Source organism: Kingella kingae (assembly GCF_900475905.1).
Taxonomy (GTDB): domain Bacteria; phylum Pseudomonadota; class Gammaproteobacteria; order Burkholderiales; family Neisseriaceae; genus Kingella; species Kingella kingae.
On record NZ_LS483426.1, the window covers coordinates 987470 to 1012919 of the forward strand.

Annotated in this window: 29 protein-coding genes and 1 pseudogene; 20 read left to right on the forward strand and 10 right to left on the reverse strand. The window is 44.2% G+C overall.

Annotated elements, in window-relative coordinates; translation table 11 throughout:
- Window positions 1-9: 9 nt before the first annotated feature.
- From DQN52_RS05360 to DQN52_RS05380, 5 genes are all read left to right on the forward strand, one after another.
- Window positions 10-189 (forward strand): hypothetical protein, encoded by a 180-nt coding sequence (locus tag DQN52_RS05360; RefSeq protein ID WP_003785655.1) that lies wholly within the window; start codon window positions 10-12, stop codon window positions 187-189.
- Window positions 182-682 carry a hypothetical protein gene (locus tag DQN52_RS05365; protein WP_050792389.1) on the forward strand — a complete coding sequence of 167 codons (501 nt, stop codon included), beginning with the start codon at window positions 182-184 and terminating at the stop codon, window positions 680-682. Before DQN52_RS05360 ends, DQN52_RS05365 begins: the two co-directional genes overlap by 8 nt.
- Entirely contained in the window at window positions 619-2748 is a 2130-nt protein-coding gene (locus DQN52_RS05370; RefSeq protein ID WP_143452386.1) for a phage tail tape measure protein, read from the forward strand. Before DQN52_RS05365 ends, DQN52_RS05370 begins: the two co-directional genes overlap by 64 nt.
- A gap of 96 nt (window positions 2749-2844) precedes the next feature.
- Complete coding sequence (locus tag DQN52_RS05375) at window positions 2845-3312, forward strand: phage tail protein (RefSeq protein WP_003785658.1); 468 nt, start codon at window positions 2845-2847, stop codon at window positions 3310-3312.
- Window positions 3297-4466: a contractile injection system protein, VgrG/Pvc8 family gene (locus DQN52_RS05380; protein ID WP_003785659.1), complete on the forward strand. Its 1170-nt coding sequence runs from the start codon at window positions 3297-3299 to the stop codon at window positions 4464-4466. The genes DQN52_RS05375 and DQN52_RS05380 overlap by 16 nt, the downstream gene beginning before the upstream one ends.
- A 32-nt stretch (window positions 4467-4498) precedes the next feature.
- Here DQN52_RS05380 and DQN52_RS05385 read toward each other — a convergent pair whose 3' ends face one another.
- From DQN52_RS05385 to DQN52_RS05395, 3 genes are read right to left on the reverse strand one after another with little or no spacing between them, the layout of a single operon-like run.
- Window positions 4499-4921: a hypothetical protein gene (locus tag DQN52_RS05385; protein ID WP_003785662.1), complete on the reverse strand. Its 423-nt coding sequence runs from the start codon at window positions 4919-4921 to the stop codon at window positions 4499-4501.
- 1 nt (window position 4922) lies between these two features.
- The gene (locus tag DQN52_RS05390) at window positions 4923-5279 is read right to left on the reverse strand and encodes an STAS-like domain-containing protein (RefSeq protein WP_003785664.1); all 357 of its coding nucleotides are present in this window, start codon (window positions 5277-5279) and stop codon (window positions 4923-4925) included.
- Entirely contained in the window at window positions 5269-5748 is a 480-nt protein-coding gene (locus DQN52_RS05395; protein WP_032827609.1) for a hypothetical protein, read from the reverse strand. Before DQN52_RS05395 ends, DQN52_RS05390 begins: the two co-directional genes overlap by 11 nt.
- A 230-nt stretch (window positions 5749-5978) precedes the next feature.
- On the opposite strand from DQN52_RS05395, the gene DQN52_RS05400 reads away from it, so the two are divergent.
- From DQN52_RS05400 to DQN52_RS05440, 8 genes are all read left to right on the forward strand, one after another.
- A complete protein-coding gene (locus DQN52_RS05400) occupies window positions 5979-7049 on the forward strand; it encodes an RNA-guided endonuclease InsQ/TnpB family protein (RefSeq protein ID WP_003785666.1) in 1071 nt (356 codons plus the stop codon).
- A 232-nt stretch (window positions 7050-7281) separates the two neighbouring features.
- The gene (locus tag DQN52_RS05405) at window positions 7282-8586 is read left to right on the forward strand and encodes a replication endonuclease (protein WP_003785668.1); all 1305 of its coding nucleotides are present in this window, start codon (window positions 7282-7284) and stop codon (window positions 8584-8586) included.
- Window positions 8576-8875 carry a DUF4224 domain-containing protein gene (locus DQN52_RS05410; RefSeq protein WP_003785669.1) on the forward strand — a complete coding sequence of 100 codons (300 nt, stop codon included), beginning with the start codon at window positions 8576-8578 and terminating at the stop codon, window positions 8873-8875. Before DQN52_RS05405 ends, DQN52_RS05410 begins: the two co-directional genes overlap by 11 nt.
- A 21-nt stretch (window positions 8876-8896) precedes the next feature.
- Window positions 8897-9217, forward strand: a complete 321-nt coding sequence (locus DQN52_RS05415) for a hypothetical protein (RefSeq protein ID WP_003785670.1) — start codon at window positions 8897-8899, stop codon at window positions 9215-9217.
- Window positions 9218-9227: 10 nt separating this feature from the next.
- Window positions 9228-10187 carry a glycosyltransferase family 52 gene (locus tag DQN52_RS05420; protein ID WP_003785671.1) on the forward strand — a complete coding sequence of 320 codons (960 nt, stop codon included), beginning with the start codon at window positions 9228-9230 and terminating at the stop codon, window positions 10185-10187.
- Window positions 10184-11164 (forward strand): glycosyltransferase, encoded by a 981-nt coding sequence (locus DQN52_RS05425; RefSeq protein WP_003785673.1) that lies wholly within the window; start codon window positions 10184-10186, stop codon window positions 11162-11164. Before DQN52_RS05420 ends, DQN52_RS05425 begins: the two co-directional genes overlap by 4 nt.
- Window positions 11165-11246: 82 nt before the next feature.
- Window positions 11247-11735: an NYN domain-containing protein gene (locus DQN52_RS05430; protein ID WP_003785676.1), complete on the forward strand. Its 489-nt coding sequence runs from the start codon at window positions 11247-11249 to the stop codon at window positions 11733-11735.
- A gap of 603 nt (window positions 11736-12338) precedes the next feature.
- Entirely contained in the window at window positions 12339-13094 is a 756-nt protein-coding gene (locus DQN52_RS05440; protein WP_111694402.1) for an IS5 family transposase, read from the forward strand.
- A gap of 231 nt (window positions 13095-13325) precedes the next feature.
- Here the strand turns inward: DQN52_RS05440 and DQN52_RS05445 are convergent.
- From DQN52_RS05445 to DQN52_RS05480, 7 genes and pseudogenes are all read right to left on the reverse strand, one after another.
- Window positions 13326-14033 (reverse strand): annotated as a pseudogene (locus DQN52_RS05445) (iron-regulated protein FrpC); the annotation flags it as partial.
- 532 nt (window positions 14034-14565) lie between these two features.
- Window positions 14566-15045, reverse strand: a complete 480-nt coding sequence (locus tag DQN52_RS05450; RefSeq protein WP_003785681.1) for a hypothetical protein — start codon at window positions 15043-15045, stop codon at window positions 14566-14568.
- Window positions 15046-15313: 268 nt separating this feature from the next.
- A complete protein-coding gene (locus tag DQN52_RS05455) occupies window positions 15314-15664 on the reverse strand; it encodes a hypothetical protein (protein WP_003785684.1) in 351 nt (116 codons plus the stop codon).
- Between the two features lie 86 nt (window positions 15665-15750).
- Window positions 15751-16206 (reverse strand): hypothetical protein, encoded by a 456-nt coding sequence (locus tag DQN52_RS05460; protein WP_003785686.1) that lies wholly within the window; start codon window positions 16204-16206, stop codon window positions 15751-15753.
- 524 nt (window positions 16207-16730) lie between these two features.
- A complete protein-coding gene (locus DQN52_RS05465) occupies window positions 16731-17486 on the reverse strand; it encodes an IS5 family transposase (protein WP_111694426.1) in 756 nt (251 codons plus the stop codon).
- Window positions 17487-17789: 303 nt separating this feature from the next.
- Window positions 17790-18689, reverse strand: coding sequence for an archaetidylserine decarboxylase (asd, locus tag DQN52_RS05475; RefSeq protein WP_003785687.1), 900 nt, complete (start codon window positions 18687-18689; stop codon window positions 17790-17792).
- 2 nt (window positions 18690-18691) lie between these two features.
- Window positions 18692-19246 carry a tetratricopeptide repeat protein gene (locus tag DQN52_RS05480; protein WP_003785688.1) on the reverse strand — a complete coding sequence of 185 codons (555 nt, stop codon included), beginning with the start codon at window positions 19244-19246 and terminating at the stop codon, window positions 18692-18694.
- A 232-nt stretch (window positions 19247-19478) separates the two neighbouring features.
- Between DQN52_RS05480 and trmA the strand changes: the two genes are divergently transcribed.
- The 7 genes from trmA to DQN52_RS05515 all read left to right on the forward strand — a co-directional run bounded on the left by trmA (window position 19479) and on the right by DQN52_RS05515 (window position 25414).
- Entirely contained in the window at window positions 19479-20558 is a 1080-nt protein-coding gene (trmA, locus tag DQN52_RS05485) for a tRNA (uridine(54)-C5)-methyltransferase TrmA (RefSeq protein ID WP_003785689.1), read from the forward strand.
- Window positions 20559-20563: 5 nt separating this feature from the next.
- Window positions 20564-21193: a Smr/MutS family protein gene (locus DQN52_RS05490; protein WP_003785690.1), complete on the forward strand. Its 630-nt coding sequence runs from the start codon at window positions 20564-20566 to the stop codon at window positions 21191-21193.
- Window positions 21193-21951 carry a class I SAM-dependent methyltransferase gene (locus DQN52_RS05495; protein WP_003785691.1) on the forward strand — a complete coding sequence of 253 codons (759 nt, stop codon included), beginning with the start codon at window positions 21193-21195 and terminating at the stop codon, window positions 21949-21951. Before DQN52_RS05490 ends, DQN52_RS05495 begins: the two co-directional genes overlap by 1 nt.
- Before the next feature lie 33 nt (window positions 21952-21984).
- Window positions 21985-22617 carry a methyltransferase family protein gene (locus DQN52_RS05500; RefSeq protein WP_003785694.1) on the forward strand — a complete coding sequence of 211 codons (633 nt, stop codon included), beginning with the start codon at window positions 21985-21987 and terminating at the stop codon, window positions 22615-22617.
- Window positions 22618-22722: 105 nt separating this feature from the next.
- Window positions 22723-23730 (forward strand): 2Fe-2S iron-sulfur cluster-binding protein, encoded by a 1008-nt coding sequence (locus tag DQN52_RS05505; RefSeq protein WP_003785696.1) that lies wholly within the window; start codon window positions 22723-22725, stop codon window positions 23728-23730.
- Window positions 23731-23741: 11 nt separating this feature from the next.
- Window positions 23742-24932, forward strand: a complete 1191-nt coding sequence (coaBC, locus tag DQN52_RS05510; protein ID WP_003785698.1) for a bifunctional phosphopantothenoylcysteine decarboxylase/phosphopantothenate--cysteine ligase CoaBC — start codon at window positions 23742-23744, stop codon at window positions 24930-24932.
- 62 nt (window positions 24933-24994) lie between these two features.
- Window positions 24995-25414, forward strand: coding sequence for a DUF2147 domain-containing protein (locus tag DQN52_RS05515; protein ID WP_003789697.1), 420 nt, complete (start codon window positions 24995-24997; stop codon window positions 25412-25414).
- The last annotated feature ends 36 nt before the right edge of the window (window positions 25415-25450 follow it).

A 25450-nucleotide genomic window follows, 5' to 3' on the forward strand; every position in this document is an offset into this window, starting at 1 on the left:
CAGCCCAATGTGTGGGAAGCCGCTCACACAGAAGAGCTGAAATACTACAACGCCATCGCCGATTGTCTCGCTCAATGCGCGGCAGCTTTTGGCGGTGGCGTTGCCGCATTTGGGGACTACCCACTACTCGCTTTGCTGCGTTGGACGCATCGCGCGGTTTTGGTAACGCACGGAGATGATGATGACTGACCTAGTGATGAAAATCATTATGCAAGCCACGGATAAAGCCAGCAGCGCATTTGAGCGCGTGCGCCATGCGGCTAGTGGTTTGACGGGCAATTTAAGCGGGTTGCAAAAAGAATTAAGTGGCTTGGATAAAGCGCAACGATTGATTGTGCAACGCAATCAGTTGGACGCGCAAATGCAAAAGACCAGCCGCGCCATTTTAGAAAACCGCCGCGAAGTAAAAGCCTTGCGCGATGAAATCGCCAAATCAGGCGTGCCAACCAAAGCACAAGCTGCAAAATTAGCCGAACTTGCCCAACAATCCGACAAACTCAAAGACGCGCAAAGCAAAAGCAGCGATAAATTGAGCGAACTCAACAGCAAGCTGAAAACCTACGGCATTACCGCCAGAGATGCAGCAGGAGCGCAAGCGCAACTAAACAAAAAGCCGCTTTGGATAGGCTGCGCAAAGCACAGGAAACCGTCAGCAAAGCAAAGGAACTTTCAGGCAACCTGAAAGGTAAAGCCACAACCGCGGCAATGGGTGCGGCTACCGTAGGCGGTACAATGTCTGTGCCAATCAAAGCCTATGCCGAAAGCGAAAGCGCGGGAATGGAATTGCGTGTAGCGATGATGAATAGCGCAGGGAAAGTGCTGCCTGAATACGAAAAAGTGAACGCGCTCGCTACCAGTTTAGGCGACAGATTACCTGGCACAACCGCCGACTTTAAAAACCTGATGACCATGTTAATCCGTCAAGGCGTGTCTGCTCAAACCATTTTAGGTGGCACAGGCGAAGCGGCAGCATTGCTTGCGGTGCAGCTGAAAAAAACGCCCGAAGCAGCAGCAGAAATGGCAGCCAAGCTGCAAGATGCCACGCGAGCGAGCGAAAAAGAAATGTTAGGTTTAATGGATAGAGTTCAAAAACTCTATTACATGGGTACAGACGACAGTAATATTTTGGGCGCATTTTCCAAGTTATCCCCTGCGCTAGACATTACCAAAATGAAAGGCGAAGCCGCGATTAAAACCTTTTCGCCCCTGATTGGTATGCTTGACCAAGCAGGGTTGAGTGGCGATAGCGCAGGTAATGCACTGCGTAAAGTATTCTCGTCCATGATGGCGACTGCCAAAATTAACAAAATCATTTCCGATGCCAAGAAGTTGGGGCAAGTATCCGCTGATTTTAATTTGTCGTTTACAGACGGCAAGGGCGAGTTTGGCGGATTAGAGAATGCCTACACGCAATTAGCCAAACTAAAAAACCTAACCACAGAAACGCGACTAGACATTCTCAAATCTATTTTTGGCGATGACGCAGAAACGCTGCAAGCCCTAAACACTATGATTGACAAAGGGCAAGCAGGCTACAACGAATTTGCCGCTAAAATGGAAGCGCAAGCCAGTTTACAACAGCGCGTAAACGCCACATTAGGCACAGTAACCAACCTTTGGGATTCCGCCACAGGCTCATTTACCAATTTAATGGTGGCAGTTGGCGAATCCATGCAGGGAGAAATCCGCACCGTGATTGGCTGGATTGACGACATCAGCACCAAGTTAGGCATTTGGGCAAAAGCCAACCCCGAAACCGCTAATACTCTGCTGAAAATTGTTGGCGCGATTGGCATTAGCTTGGTGGCGTTTGCGGCTTTGTTTGCTGTGATTGCGGCTGTACTTGTCCCAATGGCAGCGATGAAATTGGCGTGGGCAAGTCTATTTACCAGCATGAGCGGTGGCACAGGTATTTTTACAGCCATTGGCGGCGGCATTCGCATCGTTTCCACCGCCTTGCTCGGCTTTGGGCATGTCGCCAAGGCATTTTTAGTCAGCAATCCATTTGGTTGGGCGATTCTTGCTGTGTCCTTATTGGCAGCGTTGTATCTCAACTGGGAAAAAGTCAAAAACGCCATTGCAGCAGGTTGGGCATGGTTGCGTGGTATTTTGCGCGATAACCCATTGATTGGCGCATTTGCAGGTCCAATCAGCATGATTGCCAGCTTAATCGCCAATTTTGACCGCTTAATTGCCAAAGTGCAGGCTGCTAAACACGCGATTGCCCATTCCAGCTTTGGACAAGCAGCAACAGGCGTTTGGAATAAAGTAAGAAGCGTGGCAGGTTTTTCGCGCGGTGGCTACACAGGTGCAGGCGGTGTGAACGAAGCCGCAGGCATTGTCCACAAAGGCGAAGTGGTGTTCAGTCAGCGCGATGTGGCACGTTTTGGCGGCTGGCAAATGGTTGAGCGTCTGCGACAAGGCGGCGCGAATCTGTTAGCAAAAATGGGCGGTTCAAGCAGCCTTAATATGGGTGCAATGGCAGTTCGTGCAGCCGAAAAATTAGGCGGCATATTTTCAGGCAGCGAAAACAAACCCAGCGTATTGCCACGCCCGACCGTGTTTGCACCGCCCCAAATAGCAGGAATGAGCAGGCTGCACATGGGTGGCGACAACATTACCATTCACATTCACGCCACGCCCAATCAAGACCCACGCAGTATCGCAGATTTAGTCTTGCAGAAATTGCAGCAACGCGACCAAGCCAAACGCCGCCGCGCCAACAGCAGTTTTATGGATAAAGACTAAAACCGTAGAGTGTGCCACGCGCACCAAACCTTTCAGGCAGCCTGAAAAAAACGGTGCGCACGGCACACCCTGCATCAACATAAGGAAACCCAAAAAATGGCACTTGCAACTTTGGGATTGTTCGTATTTCACATGAACACAATCCCCTTTCAAAACATCAGCCGCAGCCAAACATGGAAACACCCACATCAAAATGTCGTTGGCAGCATGCCGCCGTCCCAATTCACAGGCAAAGACCCCGATGAAATCAACATCAAAGCCGAATTACGCCCCGAAATCACAGGCGGCGAAAACACTGTTGAATTTGTGCGCCAAATGGCAAACACAGGGCAAGCGCACCTCTTAATCATGGGAACAGGTAAGCTAATGGGTAGTTTTGTGATTACCAACATTCAGGAAGACCAAAGCGAGCTGATGTGGGACGGCAAACCGCGCTCAATTTCATTCACTATGACTCTAAAAAAAAGTATCCGACCACGCATTCGGTGTGGACGGCGAAGCATTGGGTTTAGCTGTGGGCATGGTACGCGCACTCGCAGGGGTATGATATGGCTTTTGATTTAGACACGCTCGCCAACGCCACCCGAAAAATCTTTGACCAATTATTTGACGACCAAGGGCGACATCTGACCCCAATCGCAGAACTCACAATCAACGGCAAAACATTTGGCACACAAACCCTATCGCGCATTATCAGCCTAGATTTAACCGACAAACGCGGCTTTGAAGCGGACGAATTAACCATAGAGCTAGACGACCACGACGGCGCAATCGCCATACCCAAAATGGGCGACAAAATCACACTCGCGCTGGGTTATGCCGAAACAGGCGTAGTGGATAAAGGCGAGTACCTATTTTCCGAATTTACCCATTCAGGCAGCCCCGATACATTGAGCATTACCGCACGCGCCGCCGACCTCGCCGAAAGCCTAGCCGAGCAAAAAGAAAAATCGTGGCACAAACAAACCCTGCATCAAATCGTGCAAGCCATTGCCACGCAAAACGGCTACACAGGCGAAAAATGCAAAATTGCAGAAAGCTACAAAAACACACGCATTGACCACATAGACCAAACCAACGAAAGCGATGCCAGTTTTTTAAGCCGACTAGCCGAGCAATATGGCGCGATAGCCACCGTAAAACACGGCATTTTTCTGTTCACGCCCGAGGGCGAAGCGCAAACCGTAAACGGCAAGCCCATTCCAGCCTTAACCATTACACGGCAATCGGGCGATAGACACAGCTTTACCTATTCCACCACCGACAGCTACAACGCCGTTCGCGCGTTTTACACCGACAAAAGAACAGGCAAGCGCAAAGAGGTGGTAGTGGACAAAACCAACGTGCAGCCCGAGCGTAAAACCAACCGCAACGGCAAACAAAAACCGCCCCAAGCCAATGCCAACCGCAAAATTGACACCACAGGGCAAAAAGTCAAAACTCTGCGCCATTTGTATGCCAGCAATTCGAACGCATGGAGCGGAGCGCGAACCGCATTCAAAAAACTGCAACGTGGCGCAGCACAATTTAGCATTACACTTGCCGCAGGTCGCCCCGATTTATTCCCCGAAACGCCTGTGATTGTGCAAGGCTTCAAGCCCGAAATTGACCGCGAAAAATGGCTCATCACAGAAGTGCAACACCATTTGGACGACGGCGGCTACACATGCAGCCTGAAACTGGAAGCAATGTTGGATTTTAAGGGCGGCGAAGAATAAAAAAGCAGCCTGCATGTGGGTGCAGGCTGCTTTTATTTATGGCGGATTAACTTTTTCTTTGGAAGAACCAATTTAGCAATTAAATTATCACAAGTTTCAGCCATATCAAGAGAGTCTTGATACGCGCCTTTTCCTGTTGCATAAATAAAGAGTTTACTTAATTCATGAGTTATTTCGGTATCCCTTACTTGATACTCTTGACACACAGATTGAACGGAACGGCGAATATGATTAGCAAGATAACGACAAGTATGAAATTGTTTATCATCGCGCACCAGTAACAACAAATCCTTAATTTCCTTATGAATTTTATCTATTTCATTTTGGAAATAAATTTCTTTACTAGCATGCTTTTCTTGATATTTACCAATCCACCAGCCAATACCAGTCGCGATTACAGTAAAAATATTTAAACTTTTATCCGCAATATCCAATAAATCAGGAAAAGACGGCATTTTATTTACCTTGCATATTCACACGTTTATATTCATCGCGTGCCAATGTAATAATCTGCTCAACAGTAATTGGGTAAAACTCATCTTGCGGTAACACAACTAATTTCTTTAATACTTCTTCATAAGTAAAGCCATCGTGTTTTACTAATCCAACAAACGACTCTCCCAAAAAACCAGAATCAGGCATATCTTGCAATTTAGAAAAATCTACAATCACCTTATCATATTGGTTAAATGCTTCAATTAAATATTGTTTTCGAAAAGCAGCGCCACTGCTAATAGGATTGTCCTGCTCATCTCTCCCCCAAGGGTCTTCAGAAAATTGAGAAACATCAATGGTAATTTTATTATTTATCATAGTTTTCTTTCGGTAAAAGGCTTAACGAGCATTCAATAAGTGTTCCTTGTAATGGAACCTTTAACTGAGACGTAACTAATTTCTTATTTCTAGTTCCTGCTTTTGCCAAGCCAGAACAAATAAAAACATCAGATTTTTGCGCATATTCCACAAGCTTAACAATATTGTCAAGCCCATTTCCTCGCCCAGAGCCAATAAATCGCGACATACCAGCTTGCCATGCCTCTTGTACAATATGCGCATCTTCTAAATTAGAATAAAAAGCAGCGCGAGGTTCCAGGGCAAAATCAACATAAGATTCAGAAATGCCCACGCCCATATCATAAACAATCAAGAATAACGTATCCGTTTCTTCTTCATCTACAAACATGTACCACCAATTTTTATTTTGATAAAAATTAGTTTGATTCATAGGCTTTTTACTAAACGCAACACCATCAGTTGGATACGCATGATGCTGCACATTCATAACCATTTCCGAGGTGGCTGTTCTCAACAACGAGAATAATTTAGCCCATTCACTTTCTTGACCTATGTAACGCTGTTTTATTTTCGATTCGTGAAATGAAAGAATTTGCCGTATTTTACCAGCCAGTGCCGTAAAGTCTCGTCCTTTAGGTCGGGGATATCAGGCACGGACTGCGAAGCAGTCCTAAAAAATGTTAGAATATAGCCAATCCTTTTTTGTTTGATTAGCCAATGAAAATTCTCAAAGCCTACAAATTTGAACTCATACCAAACGGCGAGCAAATCCGCAAACTGAAACAGTTTTGCGGCTGTTCGCGTTTCGTATTCAATCGGGCTTTGGCATATCAAAATGAACAATATGAAGCGAATAAATCGTTTAAATTTAGCTATACTAAGTTAACCGCATTGTTGCCCAAATGGAAACGTGAGCTAGTTTGGCTCAAAGACTGCCACAGCCAAGTGTTGCAGCAGAGTTTGAAAGATTTGGAAAGTGCATTCAAAAACTTTTTTGCAAAACGCGGCGACTTCCCAAAGTTCAAACGTAAAGGCGAAAAAGACAGTTTTCGTTTTCCACAAGGTTGCAAATTAGAACAGCACAACAACCGTATCTATTTGCCTAAAATAGGATTTATCCGCTACCGCAATAGCCGAGCTATTTCAGGCAGCCTGAAAAATGTAACCGTCAGCCAAAAATGCGGTAAGTGGTATGTTTCCATTCAAACAGAATTTGAGACGGAAACGCCAAAACCCAACAGCGGAGAAATCGGTATTGATATGGGCATCGTTCGTTTTGCTACTTTGTCCAACGGCGAATACTTTGAGCCGATTAACGCTTTCAAAGCCTTAAAAGGCAAACTAGCGAAATTGCAAAAGCAGTTCAAACACAAAACTAAATTCAGCAAAAATTGGCAAAAGTTAAAAGCCAAAATTGCCAAATTGCACCACAAAATCAGCAATATCCGTAAAAACTACTTGCATCAAATCAGCAACCAAATCAGCCAAAACCACGCGATTGTGTATGTTGAAGATTTGCAAGTGGCGAATATGTCCAAGTCAGCAAAAGGCGATGTTGAACAGCACGGTAAAAATGTGAAACAGAAATCAGGCTTAAATCGGGCGATTTTAGACCAGTCTTGGGCGGAATTTAGGCGACAGTTGGCGTATAAATTGGCTTGGAATGGTGGTTCTTTGTTTGCCGTTCCGCCACAAAATACCAGCCGATGTTGTCCGAATTGCGGACATACGACAAAAGACAACCGCCAAACGCAGGCGAATTTTGAATGCGTAGAGTGTGGCTATTAAAACAATGCCGATGTTGTTGGTGCAATCAATGTGTTAAAACGTGGGCAAGCCATTCAGGCTGCCTGAAAAAACAAAAATCAGGGCAGGACGTGTCCGTAGCGCGTGTGAAGTGAACAATGCAGTCAGGTTGTCAGCAGCACGAACCCACCGAAGCGAGTCAGCAAAACATTGCTAGCCGCAGTAGGAATCCCCTTGCTTTAGCAAGGGGAGGACGTCAAGCAAAGACGAGCGTTTGCAGCACGCGCGTGAAGTGCAGGCTGCTTTGTTGAGCCGCGGCGAAGCGAAGCAATCTTTAAGCGAGATTGCGGCGCGTTTTGCGGTGGAAGATGAATTTTGGAGCAAGGCAAATTGGCGTGTGTTTCACGATGTGAAAGCGCGAGTAGATTTTAAGGCGATTGATTGGAATCGTGGCACGGCTGCTGGCTACATCGCTAAATACATTGCCAAGAATATTGACGGCAAAAATGCGCTGGGGCAGGAAATTGGCGATGATGACGAGAGTTTGATAGGGGAAAGTGCGGCGGCAACGGCGGCTTATGTGGACGCTTGGGCGAGCTTATGGGGCATTCGTCAATTTCAGCAAATTGGTGGGCCGCCTGTGTCGGTGTGGCGTGAATTGCGCCGTGAGTTTGCCGATAAGCAGCCTGATGAAGACAGCGAAATTTTGCGTGCGGCGCGTGCGGCGGATTTGGGCGACTGGGGTAAATTTGTGCAAGTGATGGGCGGTGTGCATGTGAAACGTGCCGACCGTCCTGTGCAGCTGTATAAAGAATTGCCCATGGAATCGGGCGAAGTGGCAAAAAATCGTTATGGTGAGCCGTGCGATAAAGCGATTCGTGGGGTTTTGTGTGCAACAACAGGCGAAATTCGATTCACGCGCATTCATGAGTGGGTGTTGTGTTTCGATAAAGGTGGCGTAGCCACCCCTTGGACTGGTGTCAATAACTCTACGAATTTGTTGGACGATGAAAAACCGCGTCAAAAATTGGTAAAAAATCCAACCGTGGCAGAAAGTGTGCGCCGTGTATTTGGTCCGACTGCGCGTGCAGGTTGGGCAAAACAGCGCGATTTTATACAGGCTGCTTTGGCGCAAGATTCGGAAGTGCCACCAGCGGTACAACGTCAATGGCGCGAAGAAATGTCGGCTTTGGACGAGAGCTTGCGGTTGCCTGAATGGAATGCGGAGCGTTGGTTGGGTTGGGTGCAACATCATGCCGATGAACAGCAAGAATGGGTGCGCCAAGCGCATGAACAGGCGAATCGCGCTAAACAGCAAAGCGAGCAAACGCAAGAATTGCGCGATTATTTGGCGACTTTGCGAAGCATAGGAACGAGTGCGTGGGACGCTTCGGGCTTTGGTCGCTATGAGAAAAAAGTGCAGGCTGCTTTGCGTGAACAAAGCCGTACGCCTGCGGTGCGCCCTGAAAAATTTATCAAACCAAAACAATACGATAGTTTGGAAAGCGTGTTGCGCGATGCCGCTGCTTTGGAGCAGAAATTGGCAGCGCAATGGGTGGATTGGTTGAATGATTTTTAATCTGCCATATCAAAAGGCGGTGCAGGCTGCTTTGGTTGGCATGAAATGGGCTGGAGGTATGATGAATAGCTTGTTTTTGAATAAAGATGAAATGGTGGTTTTGACAGGCAAGGTGCGTGCCAAACCGCAAATTCGGGCATTGGCAGAGCTGCGTATTCCGTTTTTGGTTAATGCGGCTGGTCGTCCGATTGTGGCGCGTGCGGCGGTGGAGCGTGTGTTGGGTGCGGTGGTTGTGCCTACGCAGTCGCCTGAATCGATGCGCTGGAAAAGTCATCAAACAGATGGTTAAACTGGCTAAATTGGGGGGAGCATGGCAAAAAAACGGTCGTTACCTGCGCGTTTGCGTGAAAAGGTTATGAAAAATGGTAAGGTGTATTATTACTATGACACTTGCCAAAAACCACGTAAATGGTTGCCATTGGGCGCGGATTTTTACGAAGCGTTGAAGCAATATGCGGATTTGGAGCGCGAATTTAATGTGCAGGAAATGGCGACGCGTGTGAGCGATGTTTTGACTTTTGCTTATGTAGCAAAGCGGTATGTGCGCGAAGTGTTGCCGACCAAATCGCTGGCAACGCAAAAGTGTAATTTTCGTGAACTGGATAATTTGTTGTTGTTTTTTGATAAATGACTGCGATGACATGATGAAACCAAACCTATACATTTGCCTAACCCCCCTGCAAGCATGGATTGCCCAACAACTGATACGACAAAAGCAGCCTGCACCCGCGCATTTGCTCATGATTTGCTATGCCGAAGCCGACAACGACAAATTCCGCCACTATTATCAACAAACTGCCGCTTTGTGCGAACACAGCGATTATGTGGTGTTGTCGCAAAACAAATGGCGCAAGAAATTCATGTCGCCCAAATTGCGAAAAAACATTGCCAAGCAATACGATACGGTGTATCTAGCCAGCGTGGATAATGAATCGGTGCATTATGTGTTGAGCCACATCGCGTTTAACCATTTGGAAACCTTTGATGACGGCACAGCCAATTTGTATCACAACAGCATTTTTTATCAGACCCAAACGTTTAATCTGAATAAGCAAATTCGCCGTTGCCTGCAAGGGATTCGCTATCAAACCAAAGATTTGTGCGAATTGTCGCAGCAGCATCACACGCTGTATCGCCAGTTGCCCAATATTGTTGCCCACACCACGCCTTTGCGCTTGTGGCACGATAATTTAGACATTTTGTCCAATGAAAATACACAGTCCTACAAAATTTTGCTGGGGCAGCCCTTGTTTGAACAGGTACAAGACAATGTGGCTTTGTTTACCGCGCTCAATCGCCATATTCAAGCCGATGCGTATTTTCCACACCCACGCGAATCGTATCGTTTGCCCGATGTGGCGTATATCCAAACACCTTTGATTTTTGAAGATTATTTGATTGAGCAGATTCAAAAGCAGCCTGCACGTTCGTTTGCCATATACAGCTTGGGCAGCAGTGCGGCGTTGAATGTGAGTGCCTTTCCCCATGTTCAAGTGTTTGCGTTGCGCCCGAACTTGCCTTTGTTTGACAACGAAACGTGGACAAATTTGTATCGCATACAAAGCCAACTGAATATTCCTATACACGATATAACCCTATGAATCCCGCAACCCTTTCTTTGATTATTCCGTGCTACAACGTGCAGGATTATGTGCAGGCTGCTTTGCAATCGGTTTGGGACAATTTGTCCGAAGAAAATCGGCAGCGCGTGCAATGGATTATCGTCAATGACGGTGCGCGCGATAATACGCCAGCCGTGATTGAGTCGTTTATCGCGCAAAATTTGACTGCTAAAAACGTGCCGCATCAATACATTACGCAAGAAAATGCAGGCTTATCGGCAGCGCGTAACACAGGTTTGGCGCACGCGACAGGCGATTATGTGTTGTTTTTAGACAGCGATGATATTTTTGTGCAGGCTGCTTTGGACAAAATTTTGGCGGTGCTAGACCAGTATCAGCCCGATATTGTGGAATTTGACGCGCAAATGTTTCATCAATACAGCGATTTAACTTTTGCTGCGCCGACTTTGTTTGGCGATTATTTTCGCGATACGCAAAACTTGAATCCGCCAAGCAGCCTGCATCGTGCGTTTGAAGAAAATCGCTGGTATGTGTGGTCGCGTTGCTATCGCCGCGCCTTGCTGCATCAGCACCCATTTGTCGCAGGCAAATTGTTTGAAGACATGATGTTTACGCCTTATGTGTATTTGGCGGCGCAATCGTTTTATGCTTTGCCCGAAGTGCTGTTGGGCTATCGACAAAACGCAGGCAGCATCACCGCCAATGTGTCGCAACGACATATTGACGATTTGTTTTTCGCGTTCACCATGGCGTTAGACAAAATGTCTAACTATCCCAATCATCAAGCCGAATTGCGGATTTTGCAGTTCAAAACGTGGCGATTGATGGTGGCGTATGCCGTGAAACGCTTTCTTAAAACGCGTGATATGGCGTTTTTGCAGCACATTCAGCGTTATCGCGCCCAAACCAAAGCACGGTTTGGTGTCGATTTTGGCTGGTGTGTGGGCTATTTTTTAGGCTCGTTGTGGCGACGTTGGCGCAAGAAATGGGCATAATTCACCGCACTTGCCGTTATTCCTGCGTAGGCAGGAATCCAACGTAGTTATTCAGTTGCTTAACATAAATGTATATAACTCAATGATTTATTACGATGCACCGCCTGCGGACGGTAAACTCAAAAACCCTTTGGATAACAGTGAGCTGGATTTGTCGGCTTCTAGTATTGCGCGTGAAAATAAGCGGCTGTTGGAAGCCTTGAAAATGCAGCCGTTTTTTGCTTTGCGTATGGGGCAGGTGTCCACCAATGGCGATTCTTGGAAAATTAAAAATCAAGGCAGCTTTACGGCAACTGGCTCCATCATGATTACGGCTGCGGATATTGCACCCAACATCACGCAAAAAGGTGTGGACATGAAAATTGGTTTGGACATGGCAACCTTGGCTTTAAAAAAAGCAAGTGGGCGCGATTTTGTGCTGGTTACAGCAGACAGCGATTTTGTGCCAGCAATCAAATTGGCGCGTATGGAAGGCGTGCAGATTTTCTTGGCGCATTTGGGGCATACGGTTAAGCCAGAACTAAAAGAACATTCCGATGTATTGCTGGATAATATTTCGGCTGCTCAATAAAATTACCTTTCTTTTCTTTTATTATATTTTAAATTAAAATAAATTAAAACTAACCGGAATTGAATTATAAAAAAGAATAAACTTAATATAAATAATATATTAAATATGCTATCTGTATGTTTTTTTTCTGATTGAATATAATTGACAAAAGGGCAAGTTAATAATAAATATAAAAACAAATTAATTATAAATCCGTATCTTTGAGAGAATTTGGAAAAATAATAAGCACCTTTGTATAATTCCAATCTCATATCAGAACTTTTAGATACCATAAACTTGTAAAGTTTATAAAACTTTTTAACAAGTATGAAATGAAGTAAACAAATGAATAATATTAATAAATAACAGATAAACAAATTTTTATTTATCTTGTGTGCAATTAAAGTTGTAAAAAAACTTAATAGACATGAACTAAGCATCCACACTAAAACATATCTAATATATATCATAAATTTTACTCCATAAAACATTCCTAAATCAGGATTGAACAAACCAGCATGGATGGGTTACAACTCTTTTTTTACTTAGGGGCTATTGACAATTCAAAAAAAGAGGCAAAGGATATAAGATATTGTTTCCACACAACCATCCTAAACCTTTGCCATGTCCCGAAACACGCTTACAAATGAAACATGGTCAAGACTGTTACCTATTTTGAAACAGCTTGGCATTTATCGCAAGAAAAATTTACGCAAAACAGTAGAAGGTATCCTGTTTCGCTTACGTACAGGCTGCCAATGGGCTGATATACCTAGTTATTTTGGTAAAGCAAACAGCCTTTACCAAAGTTTCAATCACTGGTCTAAACGCGGTATTTTTACCAAATTATTTAAACATTTGGCAGATACACCCGATATAGAATGGGTCTTTATGGACGGTAGCCATATCCGTGTTCATCAACACGGCATGGGTAAAAAATCCATTGTGCATCAAGCTGTCGGTAAGAGTATCGGAGGTCATACGTCTAAAATTCATTTAGCGGTTGATGCTTGTGGTAATCCAATTGAATTTATGATTACAGCTGGTAATGTAAATGAGATTGTTGTTGCGCCTGATTTATTGGCACAATTGGACTTAAGTGATAATGAAACCGTGTGTGCTGATAGAGGTTTTGACAGTGATACTTTTCGTCGGTTAATTCATTCTAAACAAAGTAAAGCCAATATTCCATATAAGAAAAATAGAGAACATCTTAATGTGGACACAGATTGGTATTTATATAAAATCAGGCACTTGGTAGAAAATGCTTTTGCACGATTAAAGCATTTTCGTGCGCTGGCAACACGGTACGATAAATTAAAACGTAATTATGAAAGTACCGTGTCATTAGCTTGTGCTTTGATTTGGTTGAAATTATAGCTAAAATGTCATTAGCACCTAGAATCTGTTTGTTATACTAAGTAGGGTTTTCTTTATTTTAGACACATATAACACAAAGGGGGTCGCACCCATATGTTTCAGTCAAATGTTTCAAGTCAAACATATTTCCTGAAAATAGAAATTTTACAAAAATTATCACAATTTAAAATTACAGTCAACAACTTTGAAACTTATTCTTATTTTTATAATTCTGATATTTCAATCAGCTTTCAGGCTGCCTGAAATATCAAAACTATTGATTAAACCGCGCAAACGCCCTAAACCCTGTAAATTAGGAGCTTTTAATTGTTCAGGTGTCAGCTCTACCGTATCTGTGTAACGACTATACAAACTGTTGCTAGCAAATTCTACATCGCCCATTTCACTAGTTGTACCATCTATTTTAGTGTAGCTACCAATATGGGTTAAACGGTTGCCATTGCCTAAATCTTTGCTATTTTCTTGATGTTCTAGATTAAGAGATTGAATATCTAAACTCATTAGAGTATGCAATTCGCTTACTTGACTAATACCATCGCTATTAGCATCTATCCATACTCTTAATTCATTGAATGCCTTATCCAAAGCATTTACTTTACCATCATTGTTGCTGTCTAATTCGGCTAATGCAGCATAACCATGAGCCGCATTTTGTCCATTAGCTAAACGTGTATTGTTACCAAATAATTCATTACCATTATCAATCAAACCATTTCCGTTTAAATCGCGCACAAGCAAACCATCATCAGCCGATACCCAACCTGTAGCAGTGCGAATACCGTCATTGTTATGGTCAAATAAGCTGCCTGAAAAACCTGCAACAGAGATGGTTTCGATGCCGTTACTGCCTAGGTCTAGGATTAAGGGGTCGTAGCCGTGGGCTTTGTTAGAGCGACTAGTTGGAATAATCCATGGAGCTAAACATTGATACCCATTATCAGGATACCAAGGCAATTGCCATTTGGGGTCTTGATTTGGAATTTTGGGATTTATAAGGTGTTTTAATGGGTCTATATTATTATGTGGATATAATTTACCTTCAAATCCAGTAGTTGGATAATCTGCTGTCTTTTTTAGCTTAAATCCTGCAGCATATAATGCCTTCCATGTATAATCTACACAGCTATTTGTAGCTGCATTATAGTGCATATTAAAGCCATACTTTTCAGGGTAACGCCCAAAATCATTTAGTATTTTATATTGGTCTTCCGTTATTTCAATAGTTTTTGTAAAATATCTACCCTGATATTTACTGGAATCATCATATTTGGGTTCACCTGGACCATCTGCTTCCCCATGTTTAATAGGCGCAAACCCATAGCTATTTGATTTATTATTACTTCTATCATGAACTTCATACCACATATGACCTGCAAAAGATGGTTCTCCGTCCTCGTACTTTGTTTTTGGCGCAGCAATATTTATGGTTACTGTATATGCCATTTTAAAACTCCTTCTGTTAACTAAAATATTATTTACCAGAGTGTAAATCTGTAAATTCAATACTATTATTTTTATTTCCCAATAAAAAGTCATGTGCCTCACTATTTATGTTTATAAATACAACATATTTATTTTTTGTTAATTTTATACACTTTGGCATAAGGTGAAGAGATAATCCATTACCACCATGTGCAACCACGAGATGAAAATTATGATTTTTATATATAATATTTCTTTTTTCATCAAAAATTGATATACTAGAAACTGTTTTATTATTTAAATCCCCATACATACTATAAGAATCAAATGCTTCATCCTTAATTTTTTCAGGTAAATTATGCATATTTAAGAAGGCACAAAAATAACCATTTTTCTTAACTTGAATAGGGAATGAGATTGTATAATTTTTCTTTCCATTTTCATATTGTATTTTATATAGATATATCTGGTTTTCAGAACATGAATTTAATGCCATAATTGATATTATCAGCAATATAATTTTTGACATATCAAATCCAATTATAAAAATTGTTGTATAAAATTAAATTGCAAATTTAACAATTCATATAAATAGCAAGCATAGTATGGTGGCTTGCACCAACACATTTCAAGTTTCATCATCATTTTAACCTCTCCCAGTAACAGAAATTTTACAAAATTTATCATAATTTAAAATTGCGATCAACAACTTTGAGGCTTATTCTTATTTTCGTAATTATGATACTTCAATCAACTTTCAGGCTGCCTGAAATATCAAAACTATTTAACATTACTTGTTAATTCAGCGTAATCGGGCGCAAATCACGTAAGCGACCTAAACCCTGTAAATTAGGGGCTTTTAGATTGATGTCTTGCCATACTTTCAGGCTGCTAAAAGCATCATCCAATGCGCTAATGATGCCATCGGCATTGCTGTCTAATTCTGCCAATGCGGCATAACCGTGTGCTGCTGCCGTACCATTAGACAAAACCGAATGATTACCAAAAATTTCTTTACCGCTATCAATTTTGCCGTTTTTATCCAAATCCAATGCCAAAATACCATTACCTGCTGCTGTCCAACCCGTAGCAGTTGCAATACCGTCTGCGTTGTGGTCGAAGCGTGCGCTGACAGAAGAGGGGGGCAAGAGTTTGAATGCCTTTGCCGTCTAGGTTTAGGATTAAGGGGTCGTAGCCGTGGGCTTTTCCGTCTTTATTTAACCTTTTGTAATCTTTAGACATCATGTCCACAGATTGGTTTTTGTATCTCTTTAACAAAAGTATACACTCCGATTGCGATACTTCCTACAAAAGCTGCTGTCATCAATGGTCCAGCTACAGCAGGAGCAGCTAAGCCCATCAACAGACCAGCTCCAGATAAAGTAGAAATACTTGTATTTGCTAATTGCAAGTAATCTTCTTCCTGTGTCGTACCATTATGAATTTTATTCAATAAATCAGAAGCATTAGCAACCCATCCTGCTTGTTCAATTAATGCATTTCTATATGCTTTTCCAGCATTTGTAACATTACCAAATTGATTCCTGATGGCATTATGACCCATTTTTGATACTACTGAACCAGCAATACTTCTACCATATGCGCCAGCAACTAATGATGCCCCTAAAACAGCATATTCTAAATACTCTGCCCCTGATTTATCTTTTAATGATGTTCTGCACTCACTCATTATAGATGCTCCTAACTTACTAAAAAGTCAAATAACAACAAACATAACCCAATAAAAAAACAGAATATAATTATTTTTTTACAAATATCTTCATGTTTATTTAATTTCTTTTTTTTTAATATTTATAAAAATATTTATATTGATTCTCCCCTTGATCCAAAGGAGCTAAGCAAGAAGCTATAATTAAAGAGATGCCAATGTAACCTAAACTAGATAATTTTCCCCAAAAAAACATAATAGCAATCCCACGATGGCAGGTTATTGCATTTTAACCTATATTCATAATAAAGCTTTATAAATAGCAAATATTTACAAAAACATTGCTTAAATTTACAGCAAAATAAGTTCTCAATTCAAATACTTAATTTTTTCTAAATTATCAGGTGCTAAATTAAATATTCGCATGATGATTTCAACTTCTCTAATGGCATCTTCATTCATCATATTTTTGAAATCTCTATACATAATTAGTTGTTTCTCAACCTGTTTTTTTCAGTCATCGCTAGGGGCTAATGACATTTTAGCTATAATTTCAACCAAATCAAAGTACAAGCTAATGACACGGTACTTTCATAATTACGTTTTAATTTATCGTACCGTGTTGCCAGCGCACGAAAATGCTTTAATCGTGCAAAAGCATTTTCTACCAAGTGCCTGATTTTATATAAATACCAATCTGTGTCCACATTAAGATGTTCTCTATTTTTCTTATATGGAATATTGGCTTTACTTTGTTTAGAATGAATTAACCGACGAAAAGTATCACTGTCAAAACCCCTATCAGCACACACGGTTTCATTATCACTTAAGTCCAATTGTGCCAATAAATCAGGCGTAACAACAATATCATTTACATTACCAGCTGTAATCATAAATTCAATTGGATTACCACAAGCATCAACCGCTAAATGAATTTTAGACGTATGACCTCCGATACTCTTACCGACAGCTTGATGCACAATGGATTTTTTACCCATGCCGTGTTGATGAACACGGATATGGCTACCGTCCATAAAGACCCATTCTATATCGGGTGTATCTGCCAAATGTTTAAATAATTTGGTAAAAATACCGCGTTTAGACCAGTGATTGAAACTTTGGTAAAGGCTGTTTGCTTTACCAAAATAACTAGGTATATCAGCCCATTGGCAGCCTGTACGTAAGCGAAACAGGATACCTTCTACTGTTTTGCGTAAATTTTTCTTGCGATAAATGCCAAGCTGTTTCAAAATAGGTAACAGTCTTGACCATGTTTCATTTGTAAGCGTGTTTCGGGACATGGCAAAGGTTTAGGATGGTTGTGTGGAAACAATATCTTAAATCCTTTGCCTCTTTTTTTTGAATTGTCAATAGCCCCTAGGGTATATTTCACAAATATTAAAATTTATCAAATAGTTTTTTGTGAATACAGGTTCTTATAGTGAATTAAATTTAGATTAGTACAGCGTTGCCAACTCCCTTATGTACTAGCTGTACACGGCAGTCGTTGTCGCCCTGTCCTAATCTAAATTTAATCCACTATAAAAAAGCAGCCTGCACTTTTGTTTATCAAAGAGTGCAGGCTGCTTTTTTATCTAACCCAATCAAGTCGCAATCAAATCGCCCAAACTTTCGCCCATTTTGGTTGGCGCACCTGCCACCAAGCGGCTATCCAGCTTCACGGTGTTGTGCATAAACAAATTCACAACCGTTGAACCCAAACGGAACGCGCCCATTTCCGCGCCTTTTTCCAAGTGTATGGCTTGCTCGCCATCGGCTGGGTATTCCCATACGCGCACGCCGTTTTCGCGTGGCGGATTGACTGTGCCGTGCCAAACGGTAGTCATGCTGGCGGTTACGGTTGCGCCCACCAAGATTTGTACCATTGTGCCAATGTCGGTATCAAACACGCAAATCACGCGCTCGTTGCGGGCGAATAAATTGGGGATGTGTTGCGCTAAAAAGGGATTGACGGAAAACAATTCGCCCGACACATAAATCATTTTTTGCAACGTGCCAGCGCAGGGCATGTGTACGCGATGATAGTCTTTGGGCGATAGGTAAGTGGTTAAAAATACGCCGTTTTCAAATTGCGCGGCAAGTTCGTTGTCGCCTGCCAACAAGTCGCTCAAAGTGAAGCTGTGTCCTTTGGCTTGCAACAGACGGTCGCGGTCAATGTCGCCGCTTTCGCTGACTTTGCCGTCTGCTGGCAAGCAAAGTTGCAGGTTGCTTTCTACAATAGGACGTGCGCCGTCTTTGAGTTCGCGCGTAAAAAATTCGTTAAACGTGGCAAAATCGCTGGCTTGGGATTTTTTTGCTTCTTGCCAGTTTATTTGATAGGCGTTGGCAAATTGTTGAATCACAAAATGCGTGATTTTGCCCCATTGTTTGTCGGCAAACCAGCCTGCACATCGGGTAACAGCCAGTTGTGGCAATAAATAGTGAAACGCGATTTTGGCGCGTTCACGGCAAGTAGGGCGCGAGTAAGGTTGCAAGTTTGCCATGTTTACACACCCATTTCGTTGAGTTGTCGCAAAGCAGCCTGCGCGTTGGCATCGCCCAAATCGGCGGCTTTTTGCCACCAGTGGCGGGCGTGGGCAAAGCGTTGTCCGTTGGCATACAACACGCCTAAATTGAATTGTGCGCCTGCGTGGTTTTGTAGGGCGGCGGCTTCAAACCAGTCGGCGGCTTCATCGTCGTCTTGGGCTACGCCGTCGCCATTGTGGTATGCCTGTCCCAAAAAGTATTGGGCATCGGCATCGCCAGCTTGGGCGGCTTGTAGCCACCATTGCACGGCTTGTTCGGATTGTTGAGCGTGCATCAGCAAGTAGCCCAAATGGGTTTGTGCTGGCGCGTTGCCCAGTTTGGCGGATTTTTCGCACCATTGTTGCGCCATTTCGGCACTTTGTTCTACGCCTTCGCCGTTTTCATACAAAATAGCGATGTTGTGGCAGGCTTGTGGGTGGTCTTGCTCGGCAAGTTTTGTCCATTCTGCCAACGCGGTGGCGTAGTCTTGGTTTTGATAGGCAATCATGCCTGCGTCTTGTTCTGGGGTTGTCATGGGGTTTCCTTGTGTTGGTAAGGTGGGAATTTTAAGATAACCGTAGGGTGGGTGCTTGCACCCACACAGTTTGAAATTTTGACTAATGATTTAAATTATCTAAATAATCTAAAAATGCGTGAGTGCAAGCACCCACCCTACGAAGTTTCGCAAACATTCAAAATGGGTGACATTATAACCGAGAGAGATTAGCTTGCGATATAATGCGCCCTTTTGTTGATAAGCAAACATCATGCCCTATTTAACTCAATTACAAGAAAAAACCGAACGCCTACACGCGCAACTTGCTCCGTTTGGCGCAAGCAGCCTGCACATTGTTCCGTCTGCCGAACAAGGCTATCGAATGCGCGCCGAATTTCGCATTTGGCACGAGGGCGAGGAAATTTCGTATGCCATGTTTCAAGCAGGCAGCAAAGCATCGTCTGCCAGTTTGATTAAATTGCAGCAATTTCCAGCCGCGTACAGCAGCATCAACGCGCTGATGCCTGTGTTATTGCAACGCATTGCAGGCTGCTCGGTACTCAAAACGCGCTTGTATCAATGCGAATTTTTGGCAACATTAAGCGGTGAAATGTTGATTACGCTGATTTATCACAAAAAACTAGACGATGAATGGCAACAAGCAGCCTGCACTTTGCAACAAGAATTGGGCGTGTGGATAATTGGGCGCAGTCGTGGGCAAAAAATCGTGCTGCAACAAGATTTTGTTACCGAACGATTAAACGTACACGGCGAAACCTTTCAATATCGCCAACTAGAAGGCGGCTTCACGCAGCCCAACGCCCAAGTCTGCGAAAAAATGCTGGAATGGGCGTGCGAACAAGCACAAGGCGCAGGCGGCGATTTGCTGGAATTGTATTGCGGCAACGGCAATTTTACCTTGCCTTTATCGCGCCATTTCAACCGCGTGTTGGCAACCGAAGTCTCCAAAACATCGGTAGCGGCGGCGCAATGGAACATCGCAGCCAACCGCGCCGACAATATCCGCATTGCGCGTTTGTCTGCCGAAGAGTTTTCTGCCGCATTTGCTGGCGGACGCGAGTTCACGCGCTTGAAACAAAACGGCATTGAATTGGCAGATTACGATTTTTCTACCATTTTTATTGATCCGCCCCGCGCAGGCGTGGATGACGAAATGCTCAAATTGGTGGCGCAGTTTGACCGCATTATTTATGTATCGTGCAACCCCGATACGCTGTGCGCCAATTTAGCCACGCTCACGCAAACGCACACACTGCAATCTGCTGCCTTGTTTGACCAATTTCCGTTTACGCACCACATTGAAAGTGGTGTGATATTGTTGAAAAAGTAACGCACATGAATTTCCAAGACCAGCTCAAAACGCTGCATCAGCAAGCCAAAGCGCAAACCAAAGCGCGTGAAGCTGCCGAAGCGGAAGCCAAAAAACGCGCTGCCGAGCAAGCCGATGTGAATTTTGCCGATTTAATGAAAGACGTGCAGCCGATTAAATCGCCCAATCAATACATTCCGCCCAAAGACAAATCGCCGATTAAACCGCGTCCCAAAAACACAGAACTGGAACAAGACAATCTGTTTTTTGTGGGGGATGGCGGTGTGCCAATGGACATTCCCAGCACGTTCAGTAAAAACGGACAAGGCAGCAACGACATCAAACGCCTGCAAAATAGGCATTATGACGTGGTTGCCGATGTGGATTTGCACGGCTACACGCAAGACGAAGCGCAACAAGTGTTAAACGAATTTATAGAATTTGTGAAACAACGCGGCGTGTGTGGCGAAATCGTGCATGGCAGCGGCTTGGGTTCACGCGGTTATACGCCCGTACTCAAATCGCTGACACGTCGCTGGCTTATGGCGCACCCCGATGTGTTGGCGTATTGCGAGCCACACAAAGGCAACGATGGCGCGGTGCGGATTTTGGTCAAACGTCCGCGCAGAATAGACCCTTTTGCGGAAGATAAATAATGCAGGCTGCTTTTTTTGTTTACACCGATTGCGCCGATTTGCCCGATTTTTTACTGGCATTATTGCCCACGCAGCCCTTGCAAAAGCAGCCTGCACAAGGCGTGTTTTTGCGCTACGATGAACGCGGTTTGAGCTTGTGTAAAGCAGGCGAAAAAGGCGTGGTACAAGTGGATTTTGCAGCAGGGGCAGCCGAATATCGCCGCACCAAAGGCGGTGGCGAGCTGATTGCCAAAGCGGTAAACCACACCACGCAACCTGTGGTGTGGGACGCAACTGGCGGTTTGGGGCGCGATAGTTTTGTGTTGGCAAGTTTGGGTTTGCACGTTTGCACGTTTGAGCAAAATCCAGCCGTGTTTGCGCTGTTGGCAGACGGCTTGCATCGTGCTCAAAAGCAGCCTGCACTTGCGCCGATTGTGTCGCGTATCACGTTGATACACGATAATGCAGCGCAACAATTTGCCACCCAAATCGCACAAGGCAAGCCCGATGTGGTGTATTTAGACCCGATGTATCCCGAGCGACAAAAGTCCGCCGCCGTCAAAAAAGAAATGGCGTATTTTCACGAATTGGTGGGCTTGTCCGAAGCACAAAACGATGCCGAATTATTGCAGGCTGCTTGTGCGGTGGCAAAAAAGCGCGTGGTGGTCAAGCGTCCGCGTTTGGGCGATTTTTTGTGCAACAAGCAGCCTGCATACCAATACACGGGCAAATCCACGCGATTTGATGTGTATTTGCCAACAGGCACACAAATTGCTTAAAAATTCTTATTTACCATATAAACAGGATTAACCATGTTTTTGAATATGTCTTTAAAACAAATCATTTTAGAATTAGCCATGAAAATCATGGCAGCATCGGGAATTACCTATTTTGCCCATAATATTTGGCTTAATTATCAAGCCACGCACAGCATAACCAGTTTGATTATGCTTGCAGGAGAAATTTTAACGATTACATTAGTTATTATTGCCAAACCAACCAATACACGTGATTTCAACCCTATTCCATGTTTGGCTACCATTTTGGCGAGTTTTTATTTCTTTTTCATTTCTCTGGATTCGGAGACAAATATCCAGATTATTCCTGACAGTGTAACGGCTGGCATTGCCATTGCAGGATTAGTTTGGCAAATCTATGCCAAAATTTATTTAGGTCGTAGTTTTGGTTTGTTGCCAGCGTGCAGAACAGTAGTGGATACTGGTCCTTATAAATTAATTAGACATCCGATTTATTTTGGTTACTTTGTTACTCATATGGGTTTTTTATTAAATAATTTTTCATTATGGAATGTAACCGTTTTGCTGTGTTTGTATTTGTTGCAATTCCTGCGCATGATTTATGAAGAAAATGTTTTGTGCCAAAATGAGCAATATCGTGAATATAAACAACGTGTAAAATACCGATTTATTCCTTTTGTTTTGTAAAAGACATGAATGCAGGCTGCTTAAATTTTCCAAGCAGCCTGCATTATTGATTTCACTATATAATAATGCGGCTTTTATTTTTTCTATTATCCAACCAACCAAACCATGTCCCAAATAACCGTATCTCCCAGCCAAACCCAGTTCACCGCCCACGACAACGAAACCATTTTGTCTGCCGCCATTCGCAACGGCATCAATTTGCCGCACTCTTGCCAAAGTGGCGTGTGTGGCAGTTGCGCGGCGGTGTTGCTGTCGGGTGAAGTCCAACAAAGCGATGAATATGATGACTATGTATTGAGCGCAGAGCAGCGCGAAGCAGGCACAATTCTGCTGTGCTGCTCGCAAGCACAAGGCGATGTGGCGATTGATATGCCGTCTTACGCAGGCGCAAAAGCCATTGCCATTCGCACGTTGCCTGCGCGAATTGGTCAAGTAGATTTGCGCAATGACGTTGCCGTGCTAACGATTGCCTTGCCCAAAGCCCCGCCATTTCAGTTTTACGCAGGGCAATACATGGAAATTTTGCTCAAAGATGGCAGCCGCAGCTATTCCATTGCTAACGCGCCCAGCCAATCGGGTTCGTTGGAGTTTCACGTTCGCCTGCATGAAGGTGGTTTGTTTTCGCCACAGCTTTTTTCGGGCAACTTAAAAAGCGGTTCTATTATTCGTTTACGCGGGCCGCTCGGTTCGTTTTATCTCAATGAAGAAAGTGGCGATAAACCGCTGATTTTGTTGGCAACAGGCACAGGATTCGCGCCGATTAAATCTATTTTGACGCATTTGGCGCAAACACAAAATACGCGCCACGTTCATGTTTACCACGGCACGCGCTTTGCCAACGGTTTGTACGATGAAGCCGCCTTGTGCGAAGTGTTGGCGCAGTTGCCCAACGCCAAATACACGCCTGTTTTGTCGCGCCCAAACGATGACTGGACGGGCGCAACAGGCTATATCACCGAACACGTTTTGCGCGATTATCCCGATTTGTCGGCGCATGAAGTCTATGCTTGCGGTTCGCCCGATATGGTGCGCGACAGCAAAGCGGCATTGGTGGCGCAGGCAAAGTTGCCCGAACAAGCGTTTTATAGCGATGCGTTTACCGCGCACGTTTAAGGAAAACCAGAATGTCTAAACACATTTTATTGGCGATTACAGGCTCTATCGCCGCATACAAATCGTGCGAATTGGTGCGTTTGCTAAAAAAACAAGAGCATGAAGTGACCGTTGCCATGTCCGAAGCAGCCTGCACTTTTGTTACGCCACAAACTTTTCAGGCGTTGAGTGGCAATCCTATTCTCACGGCACAAGGCGGTGCAGGCAACGGCATGGCGCATATCAACGCCACTCGCGCTGCCGACATCATGCTGATTGCGCCTGCATCGGCAAACACGATTGCCAAAATCGCGCATGGCATTGCCGACAACATCATCACCGAAATGGTAGCAGCGCGAAATTGCCCTTTGGTGCTTGCGCCTGCCATGAACGTGGAAATGTGGCAAAACCCAGCTAATCTACGCAATATCAAACAGTTGCAAGCAGACGGCGTACACATCATGCAGCCTGCACATGGCGAGCAAGCCTGTGGCGAAGTGGGAGTAGGGCGTATGTTGGAAGCAGCGGAAATTGCCGATTTGCTGCCCGATTTTTGGTCGCCTAAACCCTTGTTGCACAAAAAAATCGTCATCACGGTGGGCGCGACTTATGAAGCGATTGACCCTGTGCGTGGCATTACCAATATTTCTAGCGGACAAATGGGCGTTGCCTTGGCGCGAGCCTGTCGCCGTGCAGGGGCAAACGTGGTATTGATTCACGGCAAAATGCAGGCTGCTTTGCCTGTTGGCATGGCGCATACGCAAGAAGCGATTAGCGCAAAAGCCATGTACGATGCTGTGTTAGAACACTTGCCCAATGCCGATGCGTTTATTGCGGTGGCAGCGGTGGCAGATTATCGCGTGAGCAATCAATCGGCACAAAAAATCAAAAAAGACCAGTCTGGCAAACCGCCTGTGATTAAGCTGGCAGAAAACACCGACATTTTGCAGCAAGTCGCCAAAAGCGAAAACGCGCCGTTTTGTGTGGGTTTTGCCGCCGAGAGCGAAAACGTGTTGGACAACGCCCGCGCCAAACGCAAACGCAAAGGCATTCCGCTGTTGGTTGCCAACGATGTGTCGCAGGCAATGGGCAAGCCGACCAATCAAATCACGTTGCTAGACGATGAGCGCGAAACCGAGTTGCCCGAAATGAGCAAAGATGCCACCGCCGAGTGCATTGTGTTACGCATGGCTGGTTTGATGTTGCGCGATAGTAAAAAGTAACTTGCATTTTGATTAGAGCGATTGCACAATACGTTTTTTTTGATTTAGACGAAAGGCTCAACATGACAAAGAATGTATTTTTGGCAACCGTTTTAACCGCCTGTATGAGCTTGGCACACGCTGATAGCATTGAAGGCAAATGGCAAACGGTGGATGACAAAAGTGGTCAGCCCAAAGCGGTGGTGCAGATTTCGCGCGCTGGTGATGTGTATAATGGCACGATTGTGTCGCTTGCGCCCAATGTGGAAAACGTTTGTCCCGCGTGCAGCAATAAACGTTCGCTGATTGGTTTGCAAGTGGTATCTGGTTTGCGCGATGACGGCAATGGTGGTTACAACAATGGCAAGATTTTTGACCCCAAATCGGGCAAAACATACAGCTCCAAAGCCACGATTACTGATGGTGGTAACACCTTGAAAGTGCGTGGATTTGTGGGCGTTTCGTTGTTGGGCAGAACGCAAACCTGGAAGCGCGTGCGTTGATTGATAATTAAAAAAGCAGCCTGCACTTGGATTGAA